This is a genomic window from Mesorhizobium subarcticum, assembly GCF_055456085.1.
Genome location: NZ_CM144237.1, coordinates 5,335,517 through 5,354,923 on the forward strand (window position 1 = coordinate 5,335,517; position 19,407 = coordinate 5,354,923).

The following is a 19,407-nucleotide window of genomic DNA, read 5'->3' on the forward strand; positions in this document are numbered from 1 at the left end:
CTCATACGACGTTTCTGATTGCCTTGAATGGCGAACATCCTATGGAGAGCGGGCGCATCGCGCCAGAATCAACCCATGATGCGCTTGACTTGGCTTTCCTGTAGCGCAATATGAACGCATGTTCACTTGCACATGCGCATTCGTAAAGGAGGAGACGAAATGCTGAGAGGTAAGTTTATTGGAATTGCCGCCCTGTCGGTCGCTGCTTCAGCGCTGATGGCAGGTGCCGCCATGTCCGAGGAGATCACGGTCGCGACGGTCAACAATGGCGACATGATCATCATGCAGAAGCTGTCGCCGGAATGGGAGAAGGCGACCGGCAACAAGGTCAACTGGGTGGTGCTTGAGGAAAACGTCCTGCGCGAGCGGGTCACCACCGACATCGCCACCAAGGGCGGCCAGTTCGACGTGATGACAATCGGCGGCTATGAAACACCGATCTGGGGCAAGGCCGGATGGCTGACCTCGCTCAACGATCTCGGCGGCGATTACGACTATGACGACCTGATCGCGCCGGTACGCAGTGGCCTGACGGTCGACGGCAAGCTCTACGCCGTGCCCTTCTACGCCGAAAGCTCGTTCACGCTCTACCGCAAGGATCTGTTCGACGCCGCCGGCCTGAAGATGCCGGAACAGCCGACCTATGATCAGATCACGGAATTCGCCGACAAGCTCACTGACAAGTCGAAGGAGCAATATGGCCTGTGCCTGCGCGGCAAGCCGGGCTGGGGCGAGAACATGGCCTTTGTCGGCACGTTGGTGAACACGTTCGGCGGCCGCTGGTTCGACATGGACTGGAAGCCGCAGATCAATTCCGACGCGTGGAAGAAGGCGATCGGCTGGTATGTCGACACGATGAAGAAGGATGGACCGCCGGGAATAAGCTCCAACGGCTTCAACGAGAACCAAACTCTGTTCGCCTCCGGCCATTGTGCCATGTGGATCGATGCCACGTCCGCAGCGGGTCGCGTCTATGACCCGAAGCAAAGCAAGGTCGCCGACAAGGTCGCCTTCGCCAAGGCGCCGGTGGCGGTCACGCCGGCCGGTTCGGCCTGGGGCTGGGCATGGAGCCTCGCCATCCCGACCTCGACCAAGAAGGCCGATGTGGCGAAATCCTTCGTCAAGTGGGCAACCTCGAAACCCTATGTCCAGCGTGTCGGCGAGACCGAAGGCTGGGTCGCGGCACCTCCGGGAACCCGCAAGTCCACCTATGCCAGCCCCGACTACCAGAAGGCCGCACCTTTCGCCGCCACTGTGCTTTCAGCGATCGAATCCGCCGATCCAACCAAACAGACCAAGGATCCGGTTCCCTATACCGGCATCCAGTTCGTCGCCATCCCCGAATTCCAGGGCATCGGAACCGAGGTCGGTCAGGCGATTGCCGCCGCGGTGACCGGCCAGCAGTCGGTGGATGATGCGCTCAATGGCGCCCAGTCCTCGGTGGAGAAGACGATGACGGAGGCAGGCTACATCAAATAGTGAAACTCAAGCCCGATACTGAGCCAAGAGGCGGAAATGCAGCCTCCTGGTGATCCGGGCCTGAAAAACCTCCCATTGCAGCAGGCTCGGAGGACGCACGGATCCGCCAGAGCGGTTCCGTGCTTTCATCAAAGTGCGGCTGCTCCAGGATCGTGCCTCCCCTGGCCCCGCGCCGGCCGCACATCTTTTTGAAAACTCGGGAAAATTTGAAATGAAGCTGACGAACAAGATTGCCCTCATAACAGGCGGTGCACGCGGCATTGGCCTCGGTTTCGCGCAAGCCTTTGTGCGCGAAGGCGCCAAGGTGGTGATTGCCGACATCGACATCGAGCGCGCCACGCGGGCCGCCGCCGCGATCGGTCCGGCGGTCAGCGCCGTCAAGCTCGACGTCACCGACCTCGATGCGATCGACAGGGTCGTCGCCGAGGTCGATCGCGACTTCGGCGGCATCGACATCCTGGTCAACAACGCGGCCATCTTCGACATGGCACCGATCACCGACATCACCGAAGCCAGTTATGACCGGGTGTTTGAAATCAATCTCAAAGCGCCGCTGTTCATGATGAAGGCGGTCGCCAATGTGATGATCGCGCGCGGTCGCGGCGGCAAGATCATCAATATGGCAAGCCAGGCCGGCCGCCGCGGCGAGGCGCTGGTAACGCTTTACTGCGCCTCCAAGGCGGCGATCATCTCGGCAACGCAGTCGGCGGCACTTGCGCTGGTCAAGCACGGCATCAACGTCAATGCCATCGCACCCGGCGTCGTCGATGGCGAGCACTGGGACGTCGTCGATGCCCACTTTGCCCGCTGGGAGGGCTTGAAACCGGGAGAGAAGAAGGCTGCGGTGGCGAAGTCCGTCCCGATCGGCCGTTTCGCCCAGCCAGAGGACATTGCCGGGCTTGCCGTCTTCCTGGCCTCGTCCGACAGCAACTATATCCTGGCGCAGACCTACAATGTCGATGGCGGCAACTGGATGAGCTGAGGCTCGCAGCCCAAGATTGAGAGAGACTGACATGAAGGCCATCCGATTTGCCGCAGCCGGCGTCGCCGGCATGGCGGACCTCGAAATGCCCGGCATCAAAGCCGGGCACGCGCTGGTGCGGGTACGCGCGGCCGGGCTTTGCCACACCGATATCGAGGTGCTGCATGGCCGCTACGGCGTGGGCGCGTTTCCGCTGGTTCCCGGTCATGAATATGCCGGCACTGTCGAGGCGGTCGCCGACGATGTCTTGGCGGTGAAGCCCGGCGACCGGGTCGCCATCGATCCCAACATCCCCTGCGGGCATTGTCCCGCCTGCCGGAAAGGCCTGACCAATCTGTGCGCCTCGCTGAAAGCCTATGGCGTGACCGAGAATGGCGGCTTCGCCGAGTTCAGCCTGGTTGCGGTCGATCATCTGCACGGTATCGGCGACCTCGGCTTCGCCACGGCGGCCCTTGCCGAGCCGCTCGCCTGCGTGCTCAACGGTCTGGGTAGCGCCGGCATCGAGGCCGGCAAAAGCATTCCCGGCACCGCGCTGGTCTTCGGCGCCGGGCCGATCGGCCTGCTTTTGGCGCTGTCGCTCAAAGCCAAGGGCGTGGGAAACGTGGCCGTTGCCGACATCAGCGAGCAGCGGCTCGCCTTCGCGCAGACGCTCGGGCTCGAACCGCTGGTATCGGGATCGCAGGAACTCGCCGCCAGGGCGCGCGGCTTCGATTTCGTCGCCGATGCCACCGGTGTCGCCAAGGTGGTCGAAGGCATGATCGGCTTCACCGCCGATGGCGGCACGGCACTGGTCTTCGGCGTCTGCGCGCCCGATGCCAGGATCTCGGTCGCCCCGTTCGAGATTTTCCGCCGGCAGATCAGACTGGCGGGGTCACATTCTCTGAACCGCAACATCCCCCAGGCGCTCGACATCCTCAAACGCGACGACGGCACGATGGCGCGGCTTGTCAGCCACCGGCTGCCGCTTTCCGAACTGCTGCCGTTCTTTGCCAAAGGCAGCGGCGATCCTGCGACAATGAAAGTACAGTTTTCAGCGGAGCCATAATTTCAAAAAGTACAGCCGCGCCCGTGGGCCACAAGCAGCCCCCTGCACCTGGAAAGCCCATTCCTCCTCCTTTCCGCGAAAAGGTGACTCAAGTAGACAGTGGCGACGGCAGTTCGAACAAGGAGCCCACGGATGGCAAAGACGATAAGGACGATGGAGGACTTCTCAGCCTTTGTCGGCCTATCTCGCACCACCGTTTCCAAATATTTCAACGACCCCGGCTCGGTGCGGAAAAACACCCGAAACGTGATCGAGGCCGCGCAAAAGAAGTCCGGCTTCCGGCCGAGCATGTTCGCCGTCAATCTCAACCGCCGCCGCAGCAACATCCTCGGCGTCATCATTCCGAATTCGACGGATCCGTTCTACATGGCGCTGACGCGCCGCATCGAAACGATCGCCAACGAAGCCGGGTTCCTGGCATTTGTACTGTCTTCCGACGGACATGCCGAAATGGAAGACCAGGCGATCCAGACATTCAGATCGATGAACATTGCCGGCGCCATCATCGCGCCGCTCGGCGTGCAGTCCCACCACCGGATTCTCGCGGAACTCGGATCAAGCATCCCGCTGATCTATGTCGACTTGCCGCTTGACGAGACCTCCTCGTTCGTCGGCACCGACAACAGGCAGAGTTTCAGGCTGATCGTCGACTATCTCTGCCGGTCCGGCGAGCCGCCCTGCTACTTCGCCATGCCCTTGGTCAACAACAACGCCTCGGCCAGACAGGACGCCTATGTCGAGGCCATGCACCAGTTCAAGATGACGCCTGAAATCGTGCCCGTCACCGATGCGCGGTCATGGGATTTCGAGAAGTTCGGTTATGACGAAGCGCTTCGCATCCTGAAGGCGCAGGGCTTTGCCACCAAGACAGTGCTTTGCGCCAATGACCGTGTCGCCTTCGGCGTCATCGCGGCCGCCTATCAGCTGGGCCTGAAGGTGGGCCACGGCTCGGACTGCGACATGCGGGTCGCCGGACACGACGACCATCCGCTGTCGCGCTACGCCTGCCCGCCGATCACCACCGTTGCGCAGAACTACAATGAGATCGGCCGCCTGGCCATCGAACTTCTGCTGGAGAGGCTGGACGAAGACTCCGCGACCAAGCCAGGCAGCGGGCGCATCCTGCTCAACGCCGAACTCATGCTGCGAAGCTCGGCCTGAGCATGCTCGACGTGACCGATGGTATCGATATTGCTTCGGAATTGCGCTGGCATTGACCCGGGCGATGGTTCAAGAAGGTATCACCGATACGTGATTGCTTCTTCATGTCCTCCATCCGCCCGCTGATCCCGCTCCTTCTCGCCGCAGGCATCCTGCTCGGCGGTAACGGCCTGCAGGGCACGCTGATCGCGCTGCGTGGTGCACAGGAAGGGTTTTCCCCTTCCGACATCGGCCTGATGGGCACTTTCTATTTCGCCGGCTTCCTGTTCGGCTGCCTGGCCATCACCCGCATCATGAAGGCGGTCGGCCATATCAGGGCATTTTCGGCGTTGGCCGCGATCGCTTCGGTCGGCACGCTGCTGCTGGTGTTGGTTCTTGATCCCGTCATGTGGTGCGCGGTGCGCTTTGCCGGCGGCTTCTGCTTCGCCGGGCTGTTCACGATCGTGGAGAGCTGGCTGAATTCCGGTGTCAGCAATCACGATCGCGCCCGCGTGCTGGCGATCTACCGGATGGTCGACACCGGCTCGGTGACATCAGCCCAGTTCCTGATCCCGGTCTTCGGCGCCGGCGGCTTCACCATCTTCGCCATTATGTCGATCATGATCACACTGTCGCTGGTGCCGGTTTCGCTCGGCGACCGCTCCAACCCGACGCCGCCGGAGGAGGTCAAGCTCGACCTGGCGCGCGTCTGGCGCATCTCGCCGCTCGGCTGTTTCGGCTGCATTGCCGTCGGCGTTACCAACAGCGCATTCCGCACGCTGTCGCCGGTCTATGCCGAGCAGATCGGCATGTCGGTCGCCGATGTCGTCACCTTCGTCAGCGTCGGCATCTTTGGCGGCGCCATCATCCAGTATCCGCTCGGCTATCTCTCCGACCGCTGGGACCGGCGCCGGGTGCTGTTGATCACAACCTGCTGCGCGATGCTTTCAGCATTGGCGCTGGTGTTCATCGCCGGCAGCAATCCACTGCTCAACTTCATCATCATCTTCATCTTCGGCTGTTTCGCCATGCCGCTCTATTCCTTGTCGGCGGCGCATTCAAACGACCGCGCCGACACCGGCGAGTTCGTGCTGATCAACGCGGCACTGATGCTGTTCTATTCCTTCGGCGCCATTGGCGGCCCTTTCGCCGCCTCCACCGCGATGCAGTATTTCGGGCCGAGCGCGCTGTTCGCGTTCAGCGCCATGGTCTATGCGGTCTTCATCGCCGTCATCCTATACCGCATGCAAGCCCGGTCCGGTGTGCCGGCTGGCAAGCGAAGCCGATTCACCGCGCTGTTGCGCACCTCGACCGTTTTTGCGCGGCTGGCCAGGCGGAATGGTGATTCCGATAGCCCAGGAAGCTGATGATGGAGCCGCCAAAGCTTGACGAAAGCGCCGCCGGCTGAAATCTAGGAAGACCTTACTCCTGCCAAAAGCGATTTGATGCACGTCATCACCACCCAGAAAGAACTCGAGACCGTTCTCGCCGCTTTCGAAAAGTCGGATTTCGTCACCGTCGACACCGAATTCATCCGCGAAACGACCTTCTGGCCGATCCTGTGCCTGATCCAGATGGCCGCACCTGGGGTGACCGCCCTTATCGACCCCCTGTCGCCAGACATCGACCTGGCGCCCTTCTTCAGGCTGATGGCCAACGAGGCGGTGGTCAAAGTCTTTCATGCCGCCCGGCAAGACATCGAAATCATCGTCCATCTCGGCGATCTCGTTCCGCACCCTGTTTTCGACACTCAGGTCGCAGCGATGGTCTGCGGTTTCGGCGACAGTGTTTCCTACGACCAGCTCGTGCAGCGCATCACCGGGGCGCGGCTCGACAAGTCGTCGCGCTTCACCGACTGGCGCCACCGGCCGCTCTCCGACAAGCAGCTCGACTATGCGTTGGCCGACGTCACCCATCTGATCGAGGTTTATCAGCACCTCAGCGCCGAGCTGGAGCGGGAAAACCGCGCCCACTGGCTGAATGAGGAAATGGATGTCCTGACATCGCGCGAGACCTACGATCCACATCCCGAAGACGCCTGGAAGCGGCTGAAGATGCGGTTGCGCAAGCCGCAGGAACTGGCGATCGTGCAGACCGTGGCGGCATGGCGCGAGCGCGAGGCGCGCGAGCGCGACGTGCCGCGCGGCCGCGTGCTCAAGGACGACGCGATCTACGAAGTGGCGCAACAGGCGCCGCGCGATGCGGCGGCCCTTGGCAAATTGCGTACCACGCCAAAAGGCTGGGAGCGTTCCTCGACGGCGACGGCCTTGCTTGGCGCGGTCAATACGGCGCTGGCCTTGCCCAAGGAGCAGATGCCGAAACTGCCGAAGAATTTTCAGCCGCCGGAAGGCTCAAGTGCCGCGGCGGAACTGTTGAAAGTGCTGCTGCGGATCGTCGCCGAAAAACAGGGCGTGGCCTCGAAGGTGCTGGCCTCCAGCGACGACATCGACCGCATCGCGGCCGAGGGCGAGGAGGCCGATGTGCCGGCTCTGCAAGGCTGGCGGCGCGCCGTGTTCGGCGAACAGGCGCTGAAACTGGTGCGCGGCGAGATCGGCATCAAGTTCGACAAACGCAAGATAGCGGTGTTCGATCTGTAGGGGCTTCTGGCCGATGGGTTCGGATCAGGACGAGAACCGGCGATACGAGGCGATTGACGCCTTGCGTGCAATCGCCGTGATGCTGGTTCTGATCTTCCACTATACGTCGCGCTTTCCTCCCGACTACATCCGGTTCGATCACCAGATGGAGCTGCCGTGGCAAGGGGTGGTTGGTGTCTTCCTCTTTTTCATTATCAGCGGCTACTGCATCGCGATGACAGCAGAGCGGGCTGGAACCGTGTGGATGTTCTGGCTGCGGAGATTTACGCGGCTAGAGCCGGCGCTTATCGCCTGTATCGCAATCACACTTGTCGTGGTTGCGGCCTTGGGTCTTCCAGGCAGAGAGGTTTCAGCGCTCGATGGCCTGAAAAACGCAAGCTGGGTAGCCTTTTTGTTCCAACGCCGCTTGTCGACGGCGCCTACTGGTCGCTGCTCGAGGAAGCAAAATTCTACTTTGTGTTCGGCCTCATCTTCTATCTCTGGCCAAATCGCGTCCTCGCCCTTTTCACCGGCTTTACCGTTCTGGGCGCAATTGCACAGTTTTCAGGATTGTGGAGAGACCATCAGGCCTTGATCTATCCCTTCAAGGGCATCGCCACGCCGTATTTTTTCTTCCCCTACAGCCTGTTCTTTTTGATGGGCATCGCGGCGAGGCGGTCGACCCGGGCTGTACAGATGGTCGTGATGGCCGGGTGCCTCGTGGCCGTCATCAAGCTGTGGGGCGGCTCAGCATTCAGTGCGTGGGTCATGGCGCTTTCAATTCTTGGTGTCATTGGGGTCCAGTTGCGCGATATCAAGATCTGGCGAGGCGTGAGTTACATCGGCTTGATCAGCTATCCCCTGTACCTTCTGCACCAGAATGTCGGTGTCGCGGTGATACGATGGCTGGCTCCTTGGATCGGCTCCCCGTATCTCCGGATCGGCATAGCGTTCTGCATCGTGGTGGCCGTTGCTGCGTTCGTCGCATGGGCGGTCGAGCATAGATTTCGACGGAGGATCGAAATCTATGCGGCACGTTTGATGTCGAGGACCGCAACCCCCGCGTGAACCTATCTCAGACGGCGCCAAGCAGGTGCAGCGCGAACCAGATCCAGCCGAGCAGGATAACCACCGCGCCGACGACGAAAGAGCGGTTGCGCAGCAGCAGATTGTTGCTGGTCAGGTGGACCCAGGCGTGGACATAGCGCGAGGCGACAAAGATCCACATCAGCGCCAGGGTCAGATAGTTGACGCCATTGGTGACGTGCAGCGTCAGGCACAGCACATAGAACAGCACCGGCAGTTCGAACTGGTTGACGAGATTGGCTGCGACCGTGGCGCTGGACGCCGGCTCGGTCGACCGCACCTTGTACTGGCCGACCTTGGCCTCGCCTGACTTGACCGCACCGTATCGGCGACGGCCCAGAACACAGTAGACGATGTAGATCAGCAGCACATGCGCCAACATCGGCCAGAAAATACTGGTCTGGTTCATAGGATTCCCCCTGCCCTGTTTGGCATCAAGCCTGGCGTTTCTGGCCCACCAAGGCGAAAAGCGCGATGACGATGACCGGTATGGCGAACAGCGCGAATTTGGTGACGATCAGCGCCGAGGCGAACGACAGCGAATCCGGATTGGCGTAGAGGAAATCCGACAGAAACCGCGCCACGGCGATGTTCTGGGCATAGTCGGCGATCGTATAGGGTAGCACCAACACCAGCGCGAAGATCGACTGCACCTGCCCCGGCAGCACCCGAAAATTCTTCAGGCGCCGGCCGGTGGCCAGGATCAGGCTGACCAGCGTCAGCGACAACAAAGCCGGGAACAAGAGGTCGAAGGTCAAATAATGCCAGACCAGGATGATCTCACTGCCGCGCCGGCCGAGCGCCGTCAGCCAGGCCATGCCTTCGTCGGGCGTGAAGCCGAAATAGCGCATGTCGAGCGACGGCAAGCCGCCGCTCAACTGGCGGAAATAGAAGAATTCCAGCAGCGTCATGGCGATGAAAACCGCCGCCGACAGGAAACAAAGTGCCGCCGCATGACGCGACAGCCGCAGGATCGTCGCGGTCAGGCTACGCCCGAGCCCGTATTGTTCAGGCTCCGCCGGGATAGTTCGGGCTTTCGCGGAATCGGCCACGATCAAAGCCTTGTCCGGCAAGGGATTTGAGCCACCATCCTTATAAACCGTTGTTTTCATGTGTGCCGCAGCCCTGCCGATGGTTTCTACTATTTACCTTTGACAAGCTACAACCTACCGTTTCCTGTGCTGACACACCGCTGACACGGCTCGAATAGGAGAGTGCAGGCAATGGCAAAACCGCTCGGTTCCGATAGAGAGATAGCGAAATTACCGAGTCCCGGAAAGGGGCAGCGCCTTGTTTGGGACGGCGACACCCCTGGATTCGGCGTTCGCATCACTTCGGCTGGCTCTCGCAGTTTTGTCTTCAACTATCGCGTACGCGGCACGGGTAAAGAGCGGCGATTTACTATTGGCGCCGTCGGCGATTGGAAGGTCAGTGCGGCGCGGCTCGAGGCGAAGCGGTTGCGGAAGGTCGTCGACCTCGGCGGTGATCCCTTGGGCGAGATTGAGGTGGCACGCCACCAGGCTGATGAAGATAAGAAGCGCAACAAGATCGTCGACGATCTGTGCGACGATTTCGAGGCCAACCATTTGCCAGCGCTACGGCCGGCAAGCCGAAAGTTTTACCGACTCGCGATGAAGAATCACGTCCGGCCAGCGCTCGGCAAGAAGCGCATCGATGAAGTCGCACAGGCCGACGTCGTAAAGCTTTTCAAGAAGTTGACGGGCCTCGGCTGGCGCCATCAGGCCAACCAGACTGTCACGCTCATTTCGACGCTTTTTAGCTATGCCGCTCATCCCGATCGCCGCTGGCGCACCGGCGACAACCCGGCCGCGGGGATCGAGAAACACAGCCTGTCCGGAAGAGATCGCTATCTGAGCCCAGCAGAGACGAAAAGCCTGGCCCGGGCGATCGATGCGCTCGAAGACAGGCAGGCTGCAGCGATCATGCGGGTGTTGCTGCTGACCGGCGCCCGCGTCGGCGAAACATGCCGGATGCGCTGGGAGCAACTCGACTTCCGGAGAGGAGTCTGGACCAAGCCGGCGAGCACCACAAAGCAGAAAAAGGACCACCATCTGCCGATCACAGCTCCCGTTCTGGAAGTGCTGTCGGCGATCCAGGAGCAACAGGATCCGGCTTCGGAATGGGTATTTCCAGGCCGCGCGAAGGAAGGCTTTCGTAACGACATCAGGGCGGCCTGGGGCGCTGCGCTGAAGGCGGCGAAGATCAAGAGCCTTCGCGTGCACGACCTTCGCCACAGCTTCGCCAGCACACTGATCGGAGGCGGCTTTTCCTTGCCCATGATCGGTGCAGCGCTGGGACACAGCGACCACAAAACGACCATGCGGTACGCGCACCTCGCCGATGATCCGCTTCGCGCCGCGATGACGCGCGCGGCCGACCTGATCGAGGCCGCAAGTGTGAACGACGGCGCCGAGATCCTGCCACTGCCGGAGCGGCGGGCCTGAAAGCGCTCCGCCCGCGCATGTGAATAACTACGAATGCCCCTTGTTTCTTTCACGTATTTGAATCAATTATCACCGATATTTCGGCAATCAAAGCGAACCGCCGCACGCCTGCCCGGGAGCCTCCCCATGAGGACCTGCCTGGATAACACGCGCCTTAACCGGTCCAATGCGGATTTTGATTGCACTTTCGGGCGCTTGCACGCGCAAGCGCGCGCCCGAATGCAGTGTGAGGCTCGGGAACGCAGAAGGATCTGCGCCCGACGGCTTTGAACCCACATGAGAGAGCTCCGGCGGGCGCCTGAAAAGGAGCTTGCCATGGACTACAACATTTTCCAGGAATGGCCGACCGAGGACGAATTTGCCAAGGCAAACGGCCTGACGAAGCGCCAGGTCGCCCAGATGCGGTCAAGGACCGACGGCCTCCCCTTCGCCAAGCGCGGCCGGCAGATCATCATCCACATGCCGACGGCACGCGAATGGCTGTTGAAGCGCCTTCATCATCCGAACCCGACGCGCGGAAGCGGAGCGCGCAAATGATCGCGCTCGACATGCCCACGGGCGGAACAACCGGCCTCGACCACGAGAGCAGCGCAGCAATCGACGAGGCGGCCGCCTTCCTAAGCGCCGTTCCGCCAGCCGAACGGCCGCGACCATTGGTGCCAGCGCTCAAAGCGATGTTCGGCCTGACCGCGATCGAGGTCTGCGAGGCGATACGCGAAAGCCATCATCGCGCGGCCGTCAGATTGGCCAATGCCATTCGGACAGGAGGCGTCGATGCAGCCTCGTGAAACGCGAAAACCCGCCGCGGGCAAGGCGACGGGTCTTCAGAATATCGAATTGCTTCCCGGCAAAATCGACAGCACCGACGATATAGGCAATGCCGGCGGGCTGCAAGCACGGCGCCTGCACCTTCGGTTTAATGTCTCGTGGGCTCTGGCACGCGCCATCGCCGAACACGTCGTTGGGAGGGCGCAATGAAGCTCTCAGAAATGTTCGTCGATCCCACTGTTGCGGCCTTCTTCGCCCGCTGCGAAACCGGGATCATCCGAGGCGTCTATGAGATCGTGATCGAGCGCCTTTTCGATCCGGCCGGCTGGTTTCTCGTCGAGATGATGGATGACGCTGGAAACGAGATGTTCGCCCGCGTGTGGGAATGCGAGGAGCTGGCCGTCTGCGATGCGGAGGCGATGAAGGAGGTCTGGGGGCCGGCCGTAATCCGCTACAAGACGGGAGGCGCCGAATGAGCGAGCGCACTTTCACCAAGGTCTCGCCGGCCGTTTGGCGATCTCGCCGCTTCATAGGATTGTCCGATGAAGAAAAGGTGGGATACCTCTATCTGTTGACCAATGCGCACGTCTCCAGCGCTGGCGTTTACGAGCTGCCGCCTGGCTATGCTTGCGCTGATCTCAGCTGGACGCTGCCCGCGTATCAAACTGTCATCCGCAACCTCGTCGCAGCGGGACTGATCGACTGTGATCACGACGTGGTGCTGATCGAACGATGGTTTCGGCACAACCCGCCAGCCAACGACGATCATGCAACCGGAACGCGTCGCCGGCTCGTCGCGATCGAAAGCGACCGCCTGCGCGAGAAGGCTGTAATGGCCTTCGATGAGGTGAACGCCGCTCGCATCGAACGGGAGGCGCTAAAAGCGATGGAGAAGGCAGCCAAGGCAGCCGGCAAATCTCAGAGTGTCGCACAAATGATCGGCAGAACAGCGCGGCTAATGGCTTCGCCGATCGTCAAAGGTGTTGGCCAGTGAGACTGTGAGGACACCGTGTCGAGACCGTGTCGAGACCGTGCGCACACCATCTTTCCGGTAGTTTTACACCGTGTGCACACGGTGATTACACACCAAGACCAAGACCAAAACCAATACCCAGACCGAGACCTTGCGGGGGCAAGTCGGCCAAGGTGCAGCAGGAGCCGCGCAAAGACCCGGAAGCGATTGGAAAAAGTGGCTCTGGAGGGAGACGCGCGAGCTGCAGATAACACTGCATTTCGCGTGTCCTGTGCATAAACATCCGTTTTTGCTTGCATTTTTTCGACGAACACGAATCGTATCAGCATACAGTCAGCACTTGCAGCCCGCTCATGGAGGAAGAGAACTCATGAACCAGGCACAATTCATCCGCCAAGCCCAAGAGCGAGCCGTGCAGCGTCAGCGCGATGGCTTCGAAGATCGAGTCGCATCGCGAACGCCAGAGCAGAAGGCGCGCGTCGCCGCCGCCTACCAACGGTTTTGCAAAGAGCACGCCTCAGCGAAGCAAGACCAGCACTCCGGTGCTCGCGCGCCCGCGCGCCCGTGAGTGTTCGGATTGTTCAGGATGATCGGCTTTAACCAATTCGGTTACACTTCGAAGTATGCCACCAATTTGGTTACATATACTTTGTGCATCTTTGACAAATTCCGGGATAAGCGAAAATATTCGCTTGTCATCTCGTGTAAATCTGTTTCTCATCTTGCCTGAAAGCGAGGCTGAGTCCAGATGAGCAAGCTTACGGTTGACGCAGTGAAGGCGGCCTTCGATCGATGCGGCGGCAGCAAGGCGGACGCGGCCCGCGAGCTGCAAGTATCGAGACCGACGCTCTATGCCTTCCTCGCGGCCACGCCGGAGCTGAAGGAATACGCCTCCGAAATCGGCCACGACATCGCCTTGGCGGCGATCCTGCCCACAGCGATCCGACGAGGCCGGATCAGTGCCGAGGATCGGCAGCAGCTGCGAACTCTGCTCACGCGGTGCCTGCCTGAGGCGCGAGCGGCCTAAGCAAAGGCGCGGCGGCGATCGCCGGCCTCCCTCACCACTCCGACCAAGAGAGAAACACCATGACTTTCCGAATGCTGAGCGACCGCGAACTGAGAAATTTCGCTCGCTTCATCCGTCCGAACCCCCAGGGCGCGTCCGACAGCGCGCGTCCAGGATCATCGAAGCCGGCGCACATCGCCCGCCTCCGAAAGGGCGTTCCCATTAGCGAGTTCGGTCCGGGCGGTGCATTCGATGCAAGTCCCGAAGATGACCTCCCGGCGACGGATCGAGCCGTCCTCGTCGCACTCGCACGCGAGCTGAGCGATGTCGAATGGCTGGCGCTGAAGCGGACATTATGCGGCGAAGGCGCCGAGGCCGAAGACAACGTCAGCGACCTTCCCGACGAGAAGCGCCCGGCACCCGCTATGGATGCGTTCATGCGATCGGACATTGGTCAGTATGCCTCGCGGGTCCAGCAGGATCCTTATCCGCGCGACAATCGGCCTGCGCCAAGGGCCTCCGCGGAAGGCGCCGCAAGTTTCTACGCGATGTTTCCTGGGGCAGCTGCGGTGCGGACGGTTTAAGCAATCATGCTCAGCGCAAAATCTCCCAGGGTCACCCTTGCCATAGCCGAGCCGAATCCAGCCGGCCAACCTGATGCGCGCCAACGACTTGCCGCAGCAATCGATGAGGCTGCGAAGGCTGAGTCTATCCAGGCTGCCGAAGATGCGGCATTGGCCCGTGCCAAGGACATGGTGCGCGCCGCCGAAAGCGACCTTGCCGCCGCCGTCGCCGGCGTCGCACGAGCCCGTGAGGCCCTCACTCAGGAAATGATCGCCGCCGCCAAGAATGGCGCCGCGGCGACGTCCGATGGAACACTGGCAGCGGCACGGCGTCGCGAAGACCAGGCGCGGGACGTGCTCGATGCCGCCAGATCGGCTGTCACCTCCGTGGCCGCTCACCATAGTCCGGGGCAAGCGACACAACGCGCGGCCGAGCGGCTCCAGGCCGCCGCAGCCGAGGTCATCCGCCCATTGATCGAGCCTACGATCGAAGCAGCGCTGCAGGCCTATCGCCAGTGGATCGAGGCTCGCGCGCAGCTCTATTTTTTGCATAGCGAATGTTTTCCAGGGCTCCCGACCCCGGCTAGCCATCGAGTTATGAACGCCGCGAACGGTGACCTGTTCGATGAGGCGAGGCCGGAGGTGGATGATCAATGGGTGCAGGCCTTTGAAGCCTTGAAACGCGACGCCTCCGCGCCGCTCCCCTGGGGGGCGTAATCTATGAACGCCATCTTGGCCATGGACCGCAACAGCGTGCGCGCGTTCGACCAGGACGGCCATCTGCGCGTCAAGATGACGCCGATCTCGAAGGCCAATGTCTGCCCGTACTATGGCCGCGAGATCCCGGATTTCGAGGCGCTCGGCCTCGATCCCGAGCGGGTCTACAAGCTCTATCGCGATGCGGACGAACTGGCGAAAGCCGCACCATCGTTCAACGGCAAGCCTTTGCTGCTTGAGCATGTGCCTGTCAGCGCCGCGGATCACCCGCGCGATATCGTCGTCGGCTCGATCGGCGATGGCGTCGAGTTTGTCGCGCCGTACCTCATGGCACCCCTCAACATCTGGGACGGAGCTGCCATCGCGCTCATCGAAACGGGCCGCCAGAAAGAGCTTTCGAGCAGCTACCGGTACCGGGCCGACATGACGCCTGGCACGCTCGCTGGAGAATCCTACGACGGCCGAATGCGCGACATCGTGGCGAACCATGTCGCGATCGTTTCCACAGGCAGGTCCGGGGGCGATGTCCATGTTCGCCTCTGACGTTTCGAACCACAACGAGATCGAGTCGCCGTGTGTGCAGCGCGGCGACCGACCGGCGGGTGACTTGCTGTCGCCACCCGCCAGCCCGCCAAAGGACGATGATCTCCTCACAACTTTGGCGGGCGACCTTTTTCGGGGGGCCGCCTTTCGGAGTGCGCCGCCAAAGTCACACTGTCATAGAGGATAGGCAAATTGCGTAAAGAGATCGACATCACGATCTACGATCGTGACATGGACAAGACGTTCCACATCACGGAAATGCCAGCGACGCGGGCGGAGAAATGGGCAATGCGCGCGCTCCTCGCCGTGGCGCGATCCGGCGTCGAGCTTCCCGACGATTTCGCGAGCCTGGGCATGCAGGGCGTCTTCGTCATCGGCATTCGTGCGCTCACCAAGATTGCCTTCGATGAGGCCGAGCCGCTGCTCGACGAGATGATGGGATGCGTGATGATCAAGCCCGATCCCCGCAATCCCGCCATCCAGCGTCCGCTGATCGAGGGCGACGTCGAGGAGATCGCGACGCTGATCCAGTTGCGGCAGGAGGTGATCAACCTTCACGTCGGTTTTTTTACCAAAGGCGAGCCGTCGAAATTGACATCGACCTCGCCGTCACCGGAGTCCGACTCCTCGAATACGGAAACGTCTCCCGGGCAATCGGTCAAGTTCTCTCAAAGGGCAACGCCTCTTACAGGGAACTAGACGAGTGGCTGTCGATCGAGGACGTCCATGACCTCCTCGAGGTCGCGATGGTCGATGCTCACAACATGATGCTGATGCGGAAGAGGGACGAGGATGCCAACCGTAATTGACAGCCTGATTGTGACACTCGGCTTGGACCCGAAGAATTTCAACGACCAGCAGAAAAAGACCTCCGAGACCTGGCTCAAGACCGTTGTCGGCTTCCAAAAGGGCGGCAAGCAGGTCGAGGAAAGCTCGAAGCGGGCTGCTGAAACGGTCAACCTGATCACCCGGCGGGTGCTCGAACTGTTCGCCGTGCTCACCGGCTCGCGGGCGCTGAGCGACTTCGCCAGCACGCTCGTCAATGCCGACGCAGCGCTCGGCCGCTTTGCTTCGAACCTCGGTGTAACACCGCAGCGCCTGTCGGAGATGCAGCACGCTGCGGAACTGTTCGGGGGGTCTGCCGAAGGGGCAGCGGGCATGCTCGAGCGCATGAACAAGGGGCTCTATGACATCACCCACGGCGGCTACAATGATTCATTGGCGAGGCTCCATGCATGGACCGGCATGCAGATCGATACGAAACACGGGATCAATAATTACGTCACCACGACGCTCGATGCATTGAGGGAATTGCAAAAGACTGACCCTTCGACGGCGCACAAACTGGCGCAGGATCTCGGCGTCGACCCGGCCACCGAGGCCGGATTGAAGGATATGAAGAACGGCTACGATGCGTTCCTCAAGTCCATCAGCAACCGGGATCCAAGCAATGCCGCCATCGTCGTGTCGGAGAAGCTTCAGAAAAGCTGGGTTGGGTTGACCCAGCAGGCGATAGCGCTTGGCAATGCTATCCTGGAGAAGGTCGGGCCGGCCATCCTCGATATCATCGACAAGACGTCGAAATGGGTCGACACGAACCAGGAGTGGATCAGGACCGGCATCGGAAATGCATTCAAGGCCGTCTACGATTTCGTAAGCAGCCACTGGCCGATCATCGTCGGCTTCGTGGAGCATCTAGCCGGGATAGCCAAAACCGCCTTCGGTTATCTCGCCACGGCCGTCAATGCGGTCGGCGGCGTCAACAATGCGACTGATATTCTGCTCGGCCTTTGGATTGGAAGCAAGTTCACCAGCGCGCTCGCCAACATGTACAAGATGGCCGCTGCCTACGGCTTGATAGCAGGTGCAGCCGGTGTAGGCGGTGCAGGCAGTGCGGCAGGGGGAGGTTTACTCGCCGGCATGGCGGCCCTTCTGGGCAGGCTATCGCCCTGGCTTGCCATGCTCACGCTGTCGGGCGACACGCCGCAAGGGCAAGGCGTTTATTATACCGACCGGGATATCGACGCCATCACAGGGATGAAACACTATGATGGCAGCGGTCCGCAAAATCAAAACCATCGCCGACCCGGCCAGGACAGTGGCGGCGGCATCGGCGGCCTCTGGAGCAGCATTGTCAGCGGCATCGGCAGAGCATTTGGTGGTGGTGGCAGCACCGGCGGTCTGGCTGGCGCCGCCGGCGGCGACGTTGGCGCCTTGGCAGGGCCGCGCAAAGGCGGCTCCCGGTCCTGGCGCAACAACAACCCCGGCAACGTCGAATACAGCCCCTTTGCTCGCGCCCATGGTGCGACAGGATCGGACGGTCGCTTCGCAATCTTCCCTTCCTATGACACCGGCCGGAAGGCCCAGGAGGCGCTGCTGTTCGACAGCCCTGGCTATCGTAATCTCACGCTCGGCCAAGCGATCGGGAGGTGGGCGCCTGGAACCGAAAATAATGTGCCTGCCTACATCAAGGCTATGGGCGGCGATTCGGGAACGCGCATGTCGGCATACACGCCGCAGCAGCGCGCCAGGCTGCTCGACGCCATGCAGCGGCATGAAGGATGGCGTCCCGGACTCTCGCCAACTGCGTTGCTCACAGGTGCCAAGGCGGCTGCGCTGTCCAGCATATCGAGCACGCACAATGCCACGACGTCCAATAGCTCGGTCGAGGCTCATATCGGCAAGGTCGAGGTCCACAGCCAGGCGATCGATGCGAACGGCATCGCAGCGGACATCAGCAACTCCCTGCGACGGCGGCTTTTCTCTGACCAGTCAGATATCGGATTGGCGTGATGGCTTCAGAAATCGATACCAGTCCGCTAACTCTCTTCATTCGCGAGGCCGCTGAAAAGTTCGACAGCCAGGATCTTTGGATCTGGGCGAAGGCCGTCGAGGGGGGCTTTGCCGGTTTCTTTCATGAGCCGCCGGACCTTTCGGCGGCTGATCTCATCCTCATTTGCACCGCGGCTGCTCAATGCCACAACCGCGTCACAGGCGAGCCGATCGGCAATCCAATGACGATTGAGCAACTTGAGAGCGCGCGCAAGATCGTGCTGGGGATGCATCAACCCCTCGACACCACATGGTCGAACTGACGAGGGCGGGAGCAAGAAATGGCATTCACGCAGAAGCTCATTACCGTCAAATTCGAGATGGCGAACGGCCAATTTGAAGGCGGCGGCAATGTCGCCGAGGTCTCCGGACTTCGCGTATCGTGCAACGTCGTCAACGCGGGGAATGGCTCGGGACAGGCGGAAATCGCGATCTGGGGCATGCCGCTCTCGGTGATGAATCAGTTGTCCACGGTCGGCACAAAGATCAACCAGCGGTTCGAGAACCACATCACCGTGCTCGCCGGCGACGCCGAGAGCGGCCTAAGCATGGTCTATGCCGGCGACATAAATTACGCCTTCGTTGACGCCCAGGCGATGCCCGGCGCGTGTTTTCGGGTGAGCTCGACGCCATCCTATTTTGCCGCCGTGAAGCCCGTCACGCCGTTGAGCATCAAGGGCTCGGGCGATGCCGCCCAGATGATGAAAAACCTGGCGGACCAAATGGGATTTGCGTTCGAGAATGCCGGCGTGAACGTCAAGCTCTCGAACCCGTACTATCCGGGCACGGCCTGGACGCAAGCCCTTGCAATCGCCCAAGACGGCGGCTTCGGTGTCACAATTGATCGAAGAACGATGGTGATCATGGCGCATGGCAAGGCGCGGGATGGCGATGCGGTCCTGGTTTCACCGGAAACGGGCCTGATAGCGTATCCCCTGTTCCAAGAGGCCCAGGTCATAGCGCGGGTACTCTACAATCCTGCCGTCAAGTTTTGGGGCAAGGTCCAGATAAAGAGCGACCTCTCGCCGGCGTGCGGGACGTGGCAGGTCAACCGCATGGATTTTCAGTTGGAATCGATGATGCCGAACGGCAAATGGGAAATGCTGCTTGAGTGCATCTCCCTCTGAAGCATGGACTAGACCGAAGTGGGATTTTCCCACTTCGCCCTTAAGACCGACCCGCCAAATGAGCGAAAGTTGCACCGCCTTTGCCGCGCGTCGAGATCGCCGCTG

At 61.1% G+C, this 19,407-nt stretch carries 24 protein-coding genes; 22 read left to right on the forward strand and 2 right to left on the reverse strand.

The genetic code is table 11. The features are described 5' to 3' along the window. Window positions 1-159: 159 nt before the first annotated feature. From ACZYHG_RS26080 to ACZYHG_RS26115, 8 genes are all read left to right on the forward strand, one after another. Window positions 160-1,479 carry an ABC transporter substrate-binding protein gene (locus ACZYHG_RS26080; protein WP_464610988.1) on the forward strand — a complete coding sequence of 440 codons (1,320 nt, stop codon included), beginning with the start codon at window positions 160-162 and terminating at the stop codon, window positions 1,477-1,479. A 211-nt stretch (window positions 1,480-1,690) separates the two neighbouring features. Then, the gene (locus ACZYHG_RS26085; protein ID WP_464610989.1) at window positions 1,691-2,461 is read left to right on the forward strand and encodes an L-iditol 2-dehydrogenase; all 771 of its coding nucleotides are present in this window, start codon (window positions 1,691-1,693) and stop codon (window positions 2,459-2,461) included. Window positions 2,462-2,492: 31 nt separating this feature from the next. Then, on the forward strand, window positions 2,493-3,506 hold the full coding sequence (locus ACZYHG_RS26090; protein WP_464610990.1) for an alcohol dehydrogenase catalytic domain-containing protein: 1,014 nt from the start codon (window positions 2,493-2,495) through the stop codon (window positions 3,504-3,506). A gap of 153 nt (window positions 3,507-3,659) precedes the next feature. Beyond that, window positions 3,660-4,667, forward strand: coding sequence for a LacI family DNA-binding transcriptional regulator (locus ACZYHG_RS26095; protein WP_464614792.1), 1,008 nt, complete (start codon window positions 3,660-3,662; stop codon window positions 4,665-4,667). 104 nt (window positions 4,668-4,771) lie between these two features. Next, complete coding sequence (locus ACZYHG_RS26100; RefSeq protein WP_464610991.1) at window positions 4,772-6,013, forward strand: MFS transporter; 1,242 nt, start codon at window positions 4,772-4,774, stop codon at window positions 6,011-6,013. 78 nt (window positions 6,014-6,091) lie between these two features. Next, window positions 6,092-7,243 carry a ribonuclease D gene (rnd, locus tag ACZYHG_RS26105; protein ID WP_464610992.1) on the forward strand — a complete coding sequence of 384 codons (1,152 nt, stop codon included), beginning with the start codon at window positions 6,092-6,094 and terminating at the stop codon, window positions 7,241-7,243. 13 nt (window positions 7,244-7,256) lie between these two features. Beyond that, window positions 7,257-7,817 (forward strand): acyltransferase family protein, encoded by a 561-nt coding sequence (locus tag ACZYHG_RS26110; protein WP_464610993.1) that lies wholly within the window; start codon window positions 7,257-7,259, stop codon window positions 7,815-7,817. Then, a complete protein-coding gene (locus ACZYHG_RS26115) occupies window positions 7,814-8,290 on the forward strand; it encodes a hypothetical protein (protein WP_464610994.1) in 477 nt (158 codons plus the stop codon). Before ACZYHG_RS26110 ends, ACZYHG_RS26115 begins: the two co-directional genes overlap by 4 nt. A 7-nt stretch (window positions 8,291-8,297) precedes the next feature. On the opposite strand, the gene ACZYHG_RS26120 is transcribed toward ACZYHG_RS26115, so the two are convergent. Continuing rightward, window positions 8,298-8,717, reverse strand: coding sequence for an MAPEG family protein (locus ACZYHG_RS26120; protein ID WP_027028462.1), 420 nt, complete (start codon window positions 8,715-8,717; stop codon window positions 8,298-8,300). A gap of 25 nt (window positions 8,718-8,742) precedes the next feature. Further along, on the reverse strand, window positions 8,743-9,294 hold the full coding sequence (locus tag ACZYHG_RS26125; RefSeq protein WP_464614793.1) for a hypothetical protein: 552 nt from the start codon (window positions 9,292-9,294) through the stop codon (window positions 8,743-8,745). Between the two features lie 237 nt (window positions 9,295-9,531). On the opposite strand from ACZYHG_RS26125, the gene ACZYHG_RS26130 reads away from it, so the two are divergent. The 14 genes from ACZYHG_RS26130 to ACZYHG_RS26195 all read left to right on the forward strand — a co-directional run bounded on the left by ACZYHG_RS26130 (window position 9,532) and on the right by ACZYHG_RS26195 (window position 19,302). Next, the gene (locus ACZYHG_RS26130) at window positions 9,532-10,773 is read left to right on the forward strand and encodes a tyrosine-type recombinase/integrase (RefSeq protein WP_464610995.1); all 1,242 of its coding nucleotides are present in this window, start codon (window positions 9,532-9,534) and stop codon (window positions 10,771-10,773) included. A 315-nt stretch (window positions 10,774-11,088) separates the two neighbouring features. Continuing rightward, window positions 11,089-11,310, forward strand: a complete 222-nt coding sequence (locus ACZYHG_RS26135) for a hypothetical protein (protein WP_464610996.1) — start codon at window positions 11,089-11,091, stop codon at window positions 11,308-11,310. Further along, window positions 11,307-11,561 carry a hypothetical protein gene (locus ACZYHG_RS26140; RefSeq protein WP_464610997.1) on the forward strand — a complete coding sequence of 85 codons (255 nt, stop codon included), beginning with the start codon at window positions 11,307-11,309 and terminating at the stop codon, window positions 11,559-11,561. The genes ACZYHG_RS26135 and ACZYHG_RS26140 overlap by 4 nt, the downstream gene beginning before the upstream one ends. Further along, window positions 11,548-11,751, forward strand: a complete 204-nt coding sequence (locus ACZYHG_RS26145; protein WP_464610998.1) for a hypothetical protein — start codon at window positions 11,548-11,550, stop codon at window positions 11,749-11,751. Before ACZYHG_RS26140 ends, ACZYHG_RS26145 begins: the two co-directional genes overlap by 14 nt. Beyond that, a complete protein-coding gene (locus tag ACZYHG_RS26150) occupies window positions 11,748-12,017 on the forward strand; it encodes a hypothetical protein (RefSeq protein ID WP_464610999.1) in 270 nt (89 codons plus the stop codon). The genes ACZYHG_RS26145 and ACZYHG_RS26150 overlap by 4 nt, the downstream gene beginning before the upstream one ends. Beyond that, window positions 12,014-12,535, forward strand: coding sequence for a hypothetical protein (locus ACZYHG_RS26155; protein WP_464611000.1), 522 nt, complete (start codon window positions 12,014-12,016; stop codon window positions 12,533-12,535). Before ACZYHG_RS26150 ends, ACZYHG_RS26155 begins: the two co-directional genes overlap by 4 nt. 727 nt (window positions 12,536-13,262) lie before the next feature. After that, a complete protein-coding gene (locus ACZYHG_RS26160) occupies window positions 13,263-13,541 on the forward strand; it encodes a helix-turn-helix domain-containing protein (protein WP_464611001.1) in 279 nt (92 codons plus the stop codon). A gap of 59 nt (window positions 13,542-13,600) precedes the next feature. After that, window positions 13,601-14,104 (forward strand): hypothetical protein, encoded by a 504-nt coding sequence (locus ACZYHG_RS26165; protein WP_464611002.1) that lies wholly within the window; start codon window positions 13,601-13,603, stop codon window positions 14,102-14,104. Between the two features lie 150 nt (window positions 14,105-14,254). Further along, complete coding sequence (locus ACZYHG_RS26170) at window positions 14,255-14,800, forward strand: hypothetical protein (protein ID WP_464611003.1); 546 nt, start codon at window positions 14,255-14,257, stop codon at window positions 14,798-14,800. 3 nt (window positions 14,801-14,803) lie between these two features. Further along, complete coding sequence (locus ACZYHG_RS26175) at window positions 14,804-15,343, forward strand: DUF2213 domain-containing protein (protein ID WP_464611004.1); 540 nt, start codon at window positions 14,804-14,806, stop codon at window positions 15,341-15,343. Between the two features lie 192 nt (window positions 15,344-15,535). Continuing rightward, complete coding sequence (locus ACZYHG_RS26180) at window positions 15,536-16,042, forward strand: hypothetical protein (protein WP_464611005.1); 507 nt, start codon at window positions 15,536-15,538, stop codon at window positions 16,040-16,042. Window positions 16,043-16,135: 93 nt separating this feature from the next. Next, window positions 16,136-18,136: a hypothetical protein gene (locus ACZYHG_RS26185; protein WP_464611006.1), complete on the forward strand. Its 2,001-nt coding sequence runs from the start codon at window positions 16,136-16,138 to the stop codon at window positions 18,134-18,136. Then, the gene (locus ACZYHG_RS26190; RefSeq protein ID WP_464611007.1) at window positions 18,136-18,438 is read left to right on the forward strand and encodes a hypothetical protein; all 303 of its coding nucleotides are present in this window, start codon (window positions 18,136-18,138) and stop codon (window positions 18,436-18,438) included. Before ACZYHG_RS26185 ends, ACZYHG_RS26190 begins: the two co-directional genes overlap by 1 nt. A gap of 18 nt (window positions 18,439-18,456) precedes the next feature. Beyond that, window positions 18,457-19,302, forward strand: coding sequence for a baseplate hub protein (locus tag ACZYHG_RS26195; RefSeq protein WP_464611008.1), 846 nt, complete (start codon window positions 18,457-18,459; stop codon window positions 19,300-19,302). Window positions 19,303-19,407: the final 105 nt, after the last annotated feature.

Bases quoted from the DNA above. Each gene is read 5' to 3' on its own strand.
- ACZYHG_RS26080 (WP_464610988.1), top strand. From the start codon at position 160: ATGCTGAGAGGTAAGTTTATTGGAATTGCCGCCCTGTCGGTCGCTGCT.
- ACZYHG_RS26085 (WP_464610989.1), top strand. From the start codon at position 1,691: ATGAAGCTGACGAACAAGATTGCCCTCATAACAGGCGGTGCACGCGGC.
- ACZYHG_RS26090 (WP_464610990.1), top strand. From the start codon at position 2,493: ATGAAGGCCATCCGATTTGCCGCAGCCGGCGTCGCCGGCATGGCGGAC.
- ACZYHG_RS26095 (WP_464614792.1), top strand. From the start codon at position 3,660: ATGGAGGACTTCTCAGCCTTTGTCGGCCTATCTCGCACCACCGTTTCC.
- ACZYHG_RS26100 (WP_464610991.1), top strand. From the start codon at position 4,772: ATGTCCTCCATCCGCCCGCTGATCCCGCTCCTTCTCGCCGCAGGCATC.
- rnd (WP_464610992.1), top strand. From the start codon at position 6,092: ATGCACGTCATCACCACCCAGAAAGAACTCGAGACCGTTCTCGCCGCT.
- ACZYHG_RS26110 (WP_464610993.1), top strand. From the start codon at position 7,257: ATGGGTTCGGATCAGGACGAGAACCGGCGATACGAGGCGATTGACGCC.
- ACZYHG_RS26120 (WP_027028462.1), bottom strand. From the start codon at position 8,717: ATGAACCAGACCAGTATTTTCTGGCCGATGTTGGCGCATGTGCTGCTG.
- ACZYHG_RS26130 (WP_464610995.1), top strand. From the start codon at position 9,532: ATGGCAAAACCGCTCGGTTCCGATAGAGAGATAGCGAAATTACCGAGT.
- ACZYHG_RS26135 (WP_464610996.1), top strand. From the start codon at position 11,089: ATGGACTACAACATTTTCCAGGAATGGCCGACCGAGGACGAATTTGCC.
- ACZYHG_RS26140 (WP_464610997.1), top strand. From the start codon at position 11,307: ATGATCGCGCTCGACATGCCCACGGGCGGAACAACCGGCCTCGACCAC.
- ACZYHG_RS26145 (WP_464610998.1), top strand. From the start codon at position 11,548: ATGCAGCCTCGTGAAACGCGAAAACCCGCCGCGGGCAAGGCGACGGGT.
- ACZYHG_RS26150 (WP_464610999.1), top strand. From the start codon at position 11,748: ATGAAGCTCTCAGAAATGTTCGTCGATCCCACTGTTGCGGCCTTCTTC.
- ACZYHG_RS26155 (WP_464611000.1), top strand. From the start codon at position 12,014: ATGAGCGAGCGCACTTTCACCAAGGTCTCGCCGGCCGTTTGGCGATCT.
- ACZYHG_RS26160 (WP_464611001.1), top strand. From the start codon at position 13,263: ATGAGCAAGCTTACGGTTGACGCAGTGAAGGCGGCCTTCGATCGATGC.
- ACZYHG_RS26165 (WP_464611002.1), top strand. From the start codon at position 13,601: ATGACTTTCCGAATGCTGAGCGACCGCGAACTGAGAAATTTCGCTCGC.
- ACZYHG_RS26175 (WP_464611004.1), top strand. From the start codon at position 14,804: ATGAACGCCATCTTGGCCATGGACCGCAACAGCGTGCGCGCGTTCGAC.
- ACZYHG_RS26185 (WP_464611006.1), top strand. From the start codon at position 16,136: ATGCCAACCGTAATTGACAGCCTGATTGTGACACTCGGCTTGGACCCG.
- ACZYHG_RS26190 (WP_464611007.1), top strand. From the start codon at position 18,136: ATGGCTTCAGAAATCGATACCAGTCCGCTAACTCTCTTCATTCGCGAG.
- ACZYHG_RS26195 (WP_464611008.1), top strand. From the start codon at position 18,457: ATGGCATTCACGCAGAAGCTCATTACCGTCAAATTCGAGATGGCGAAC.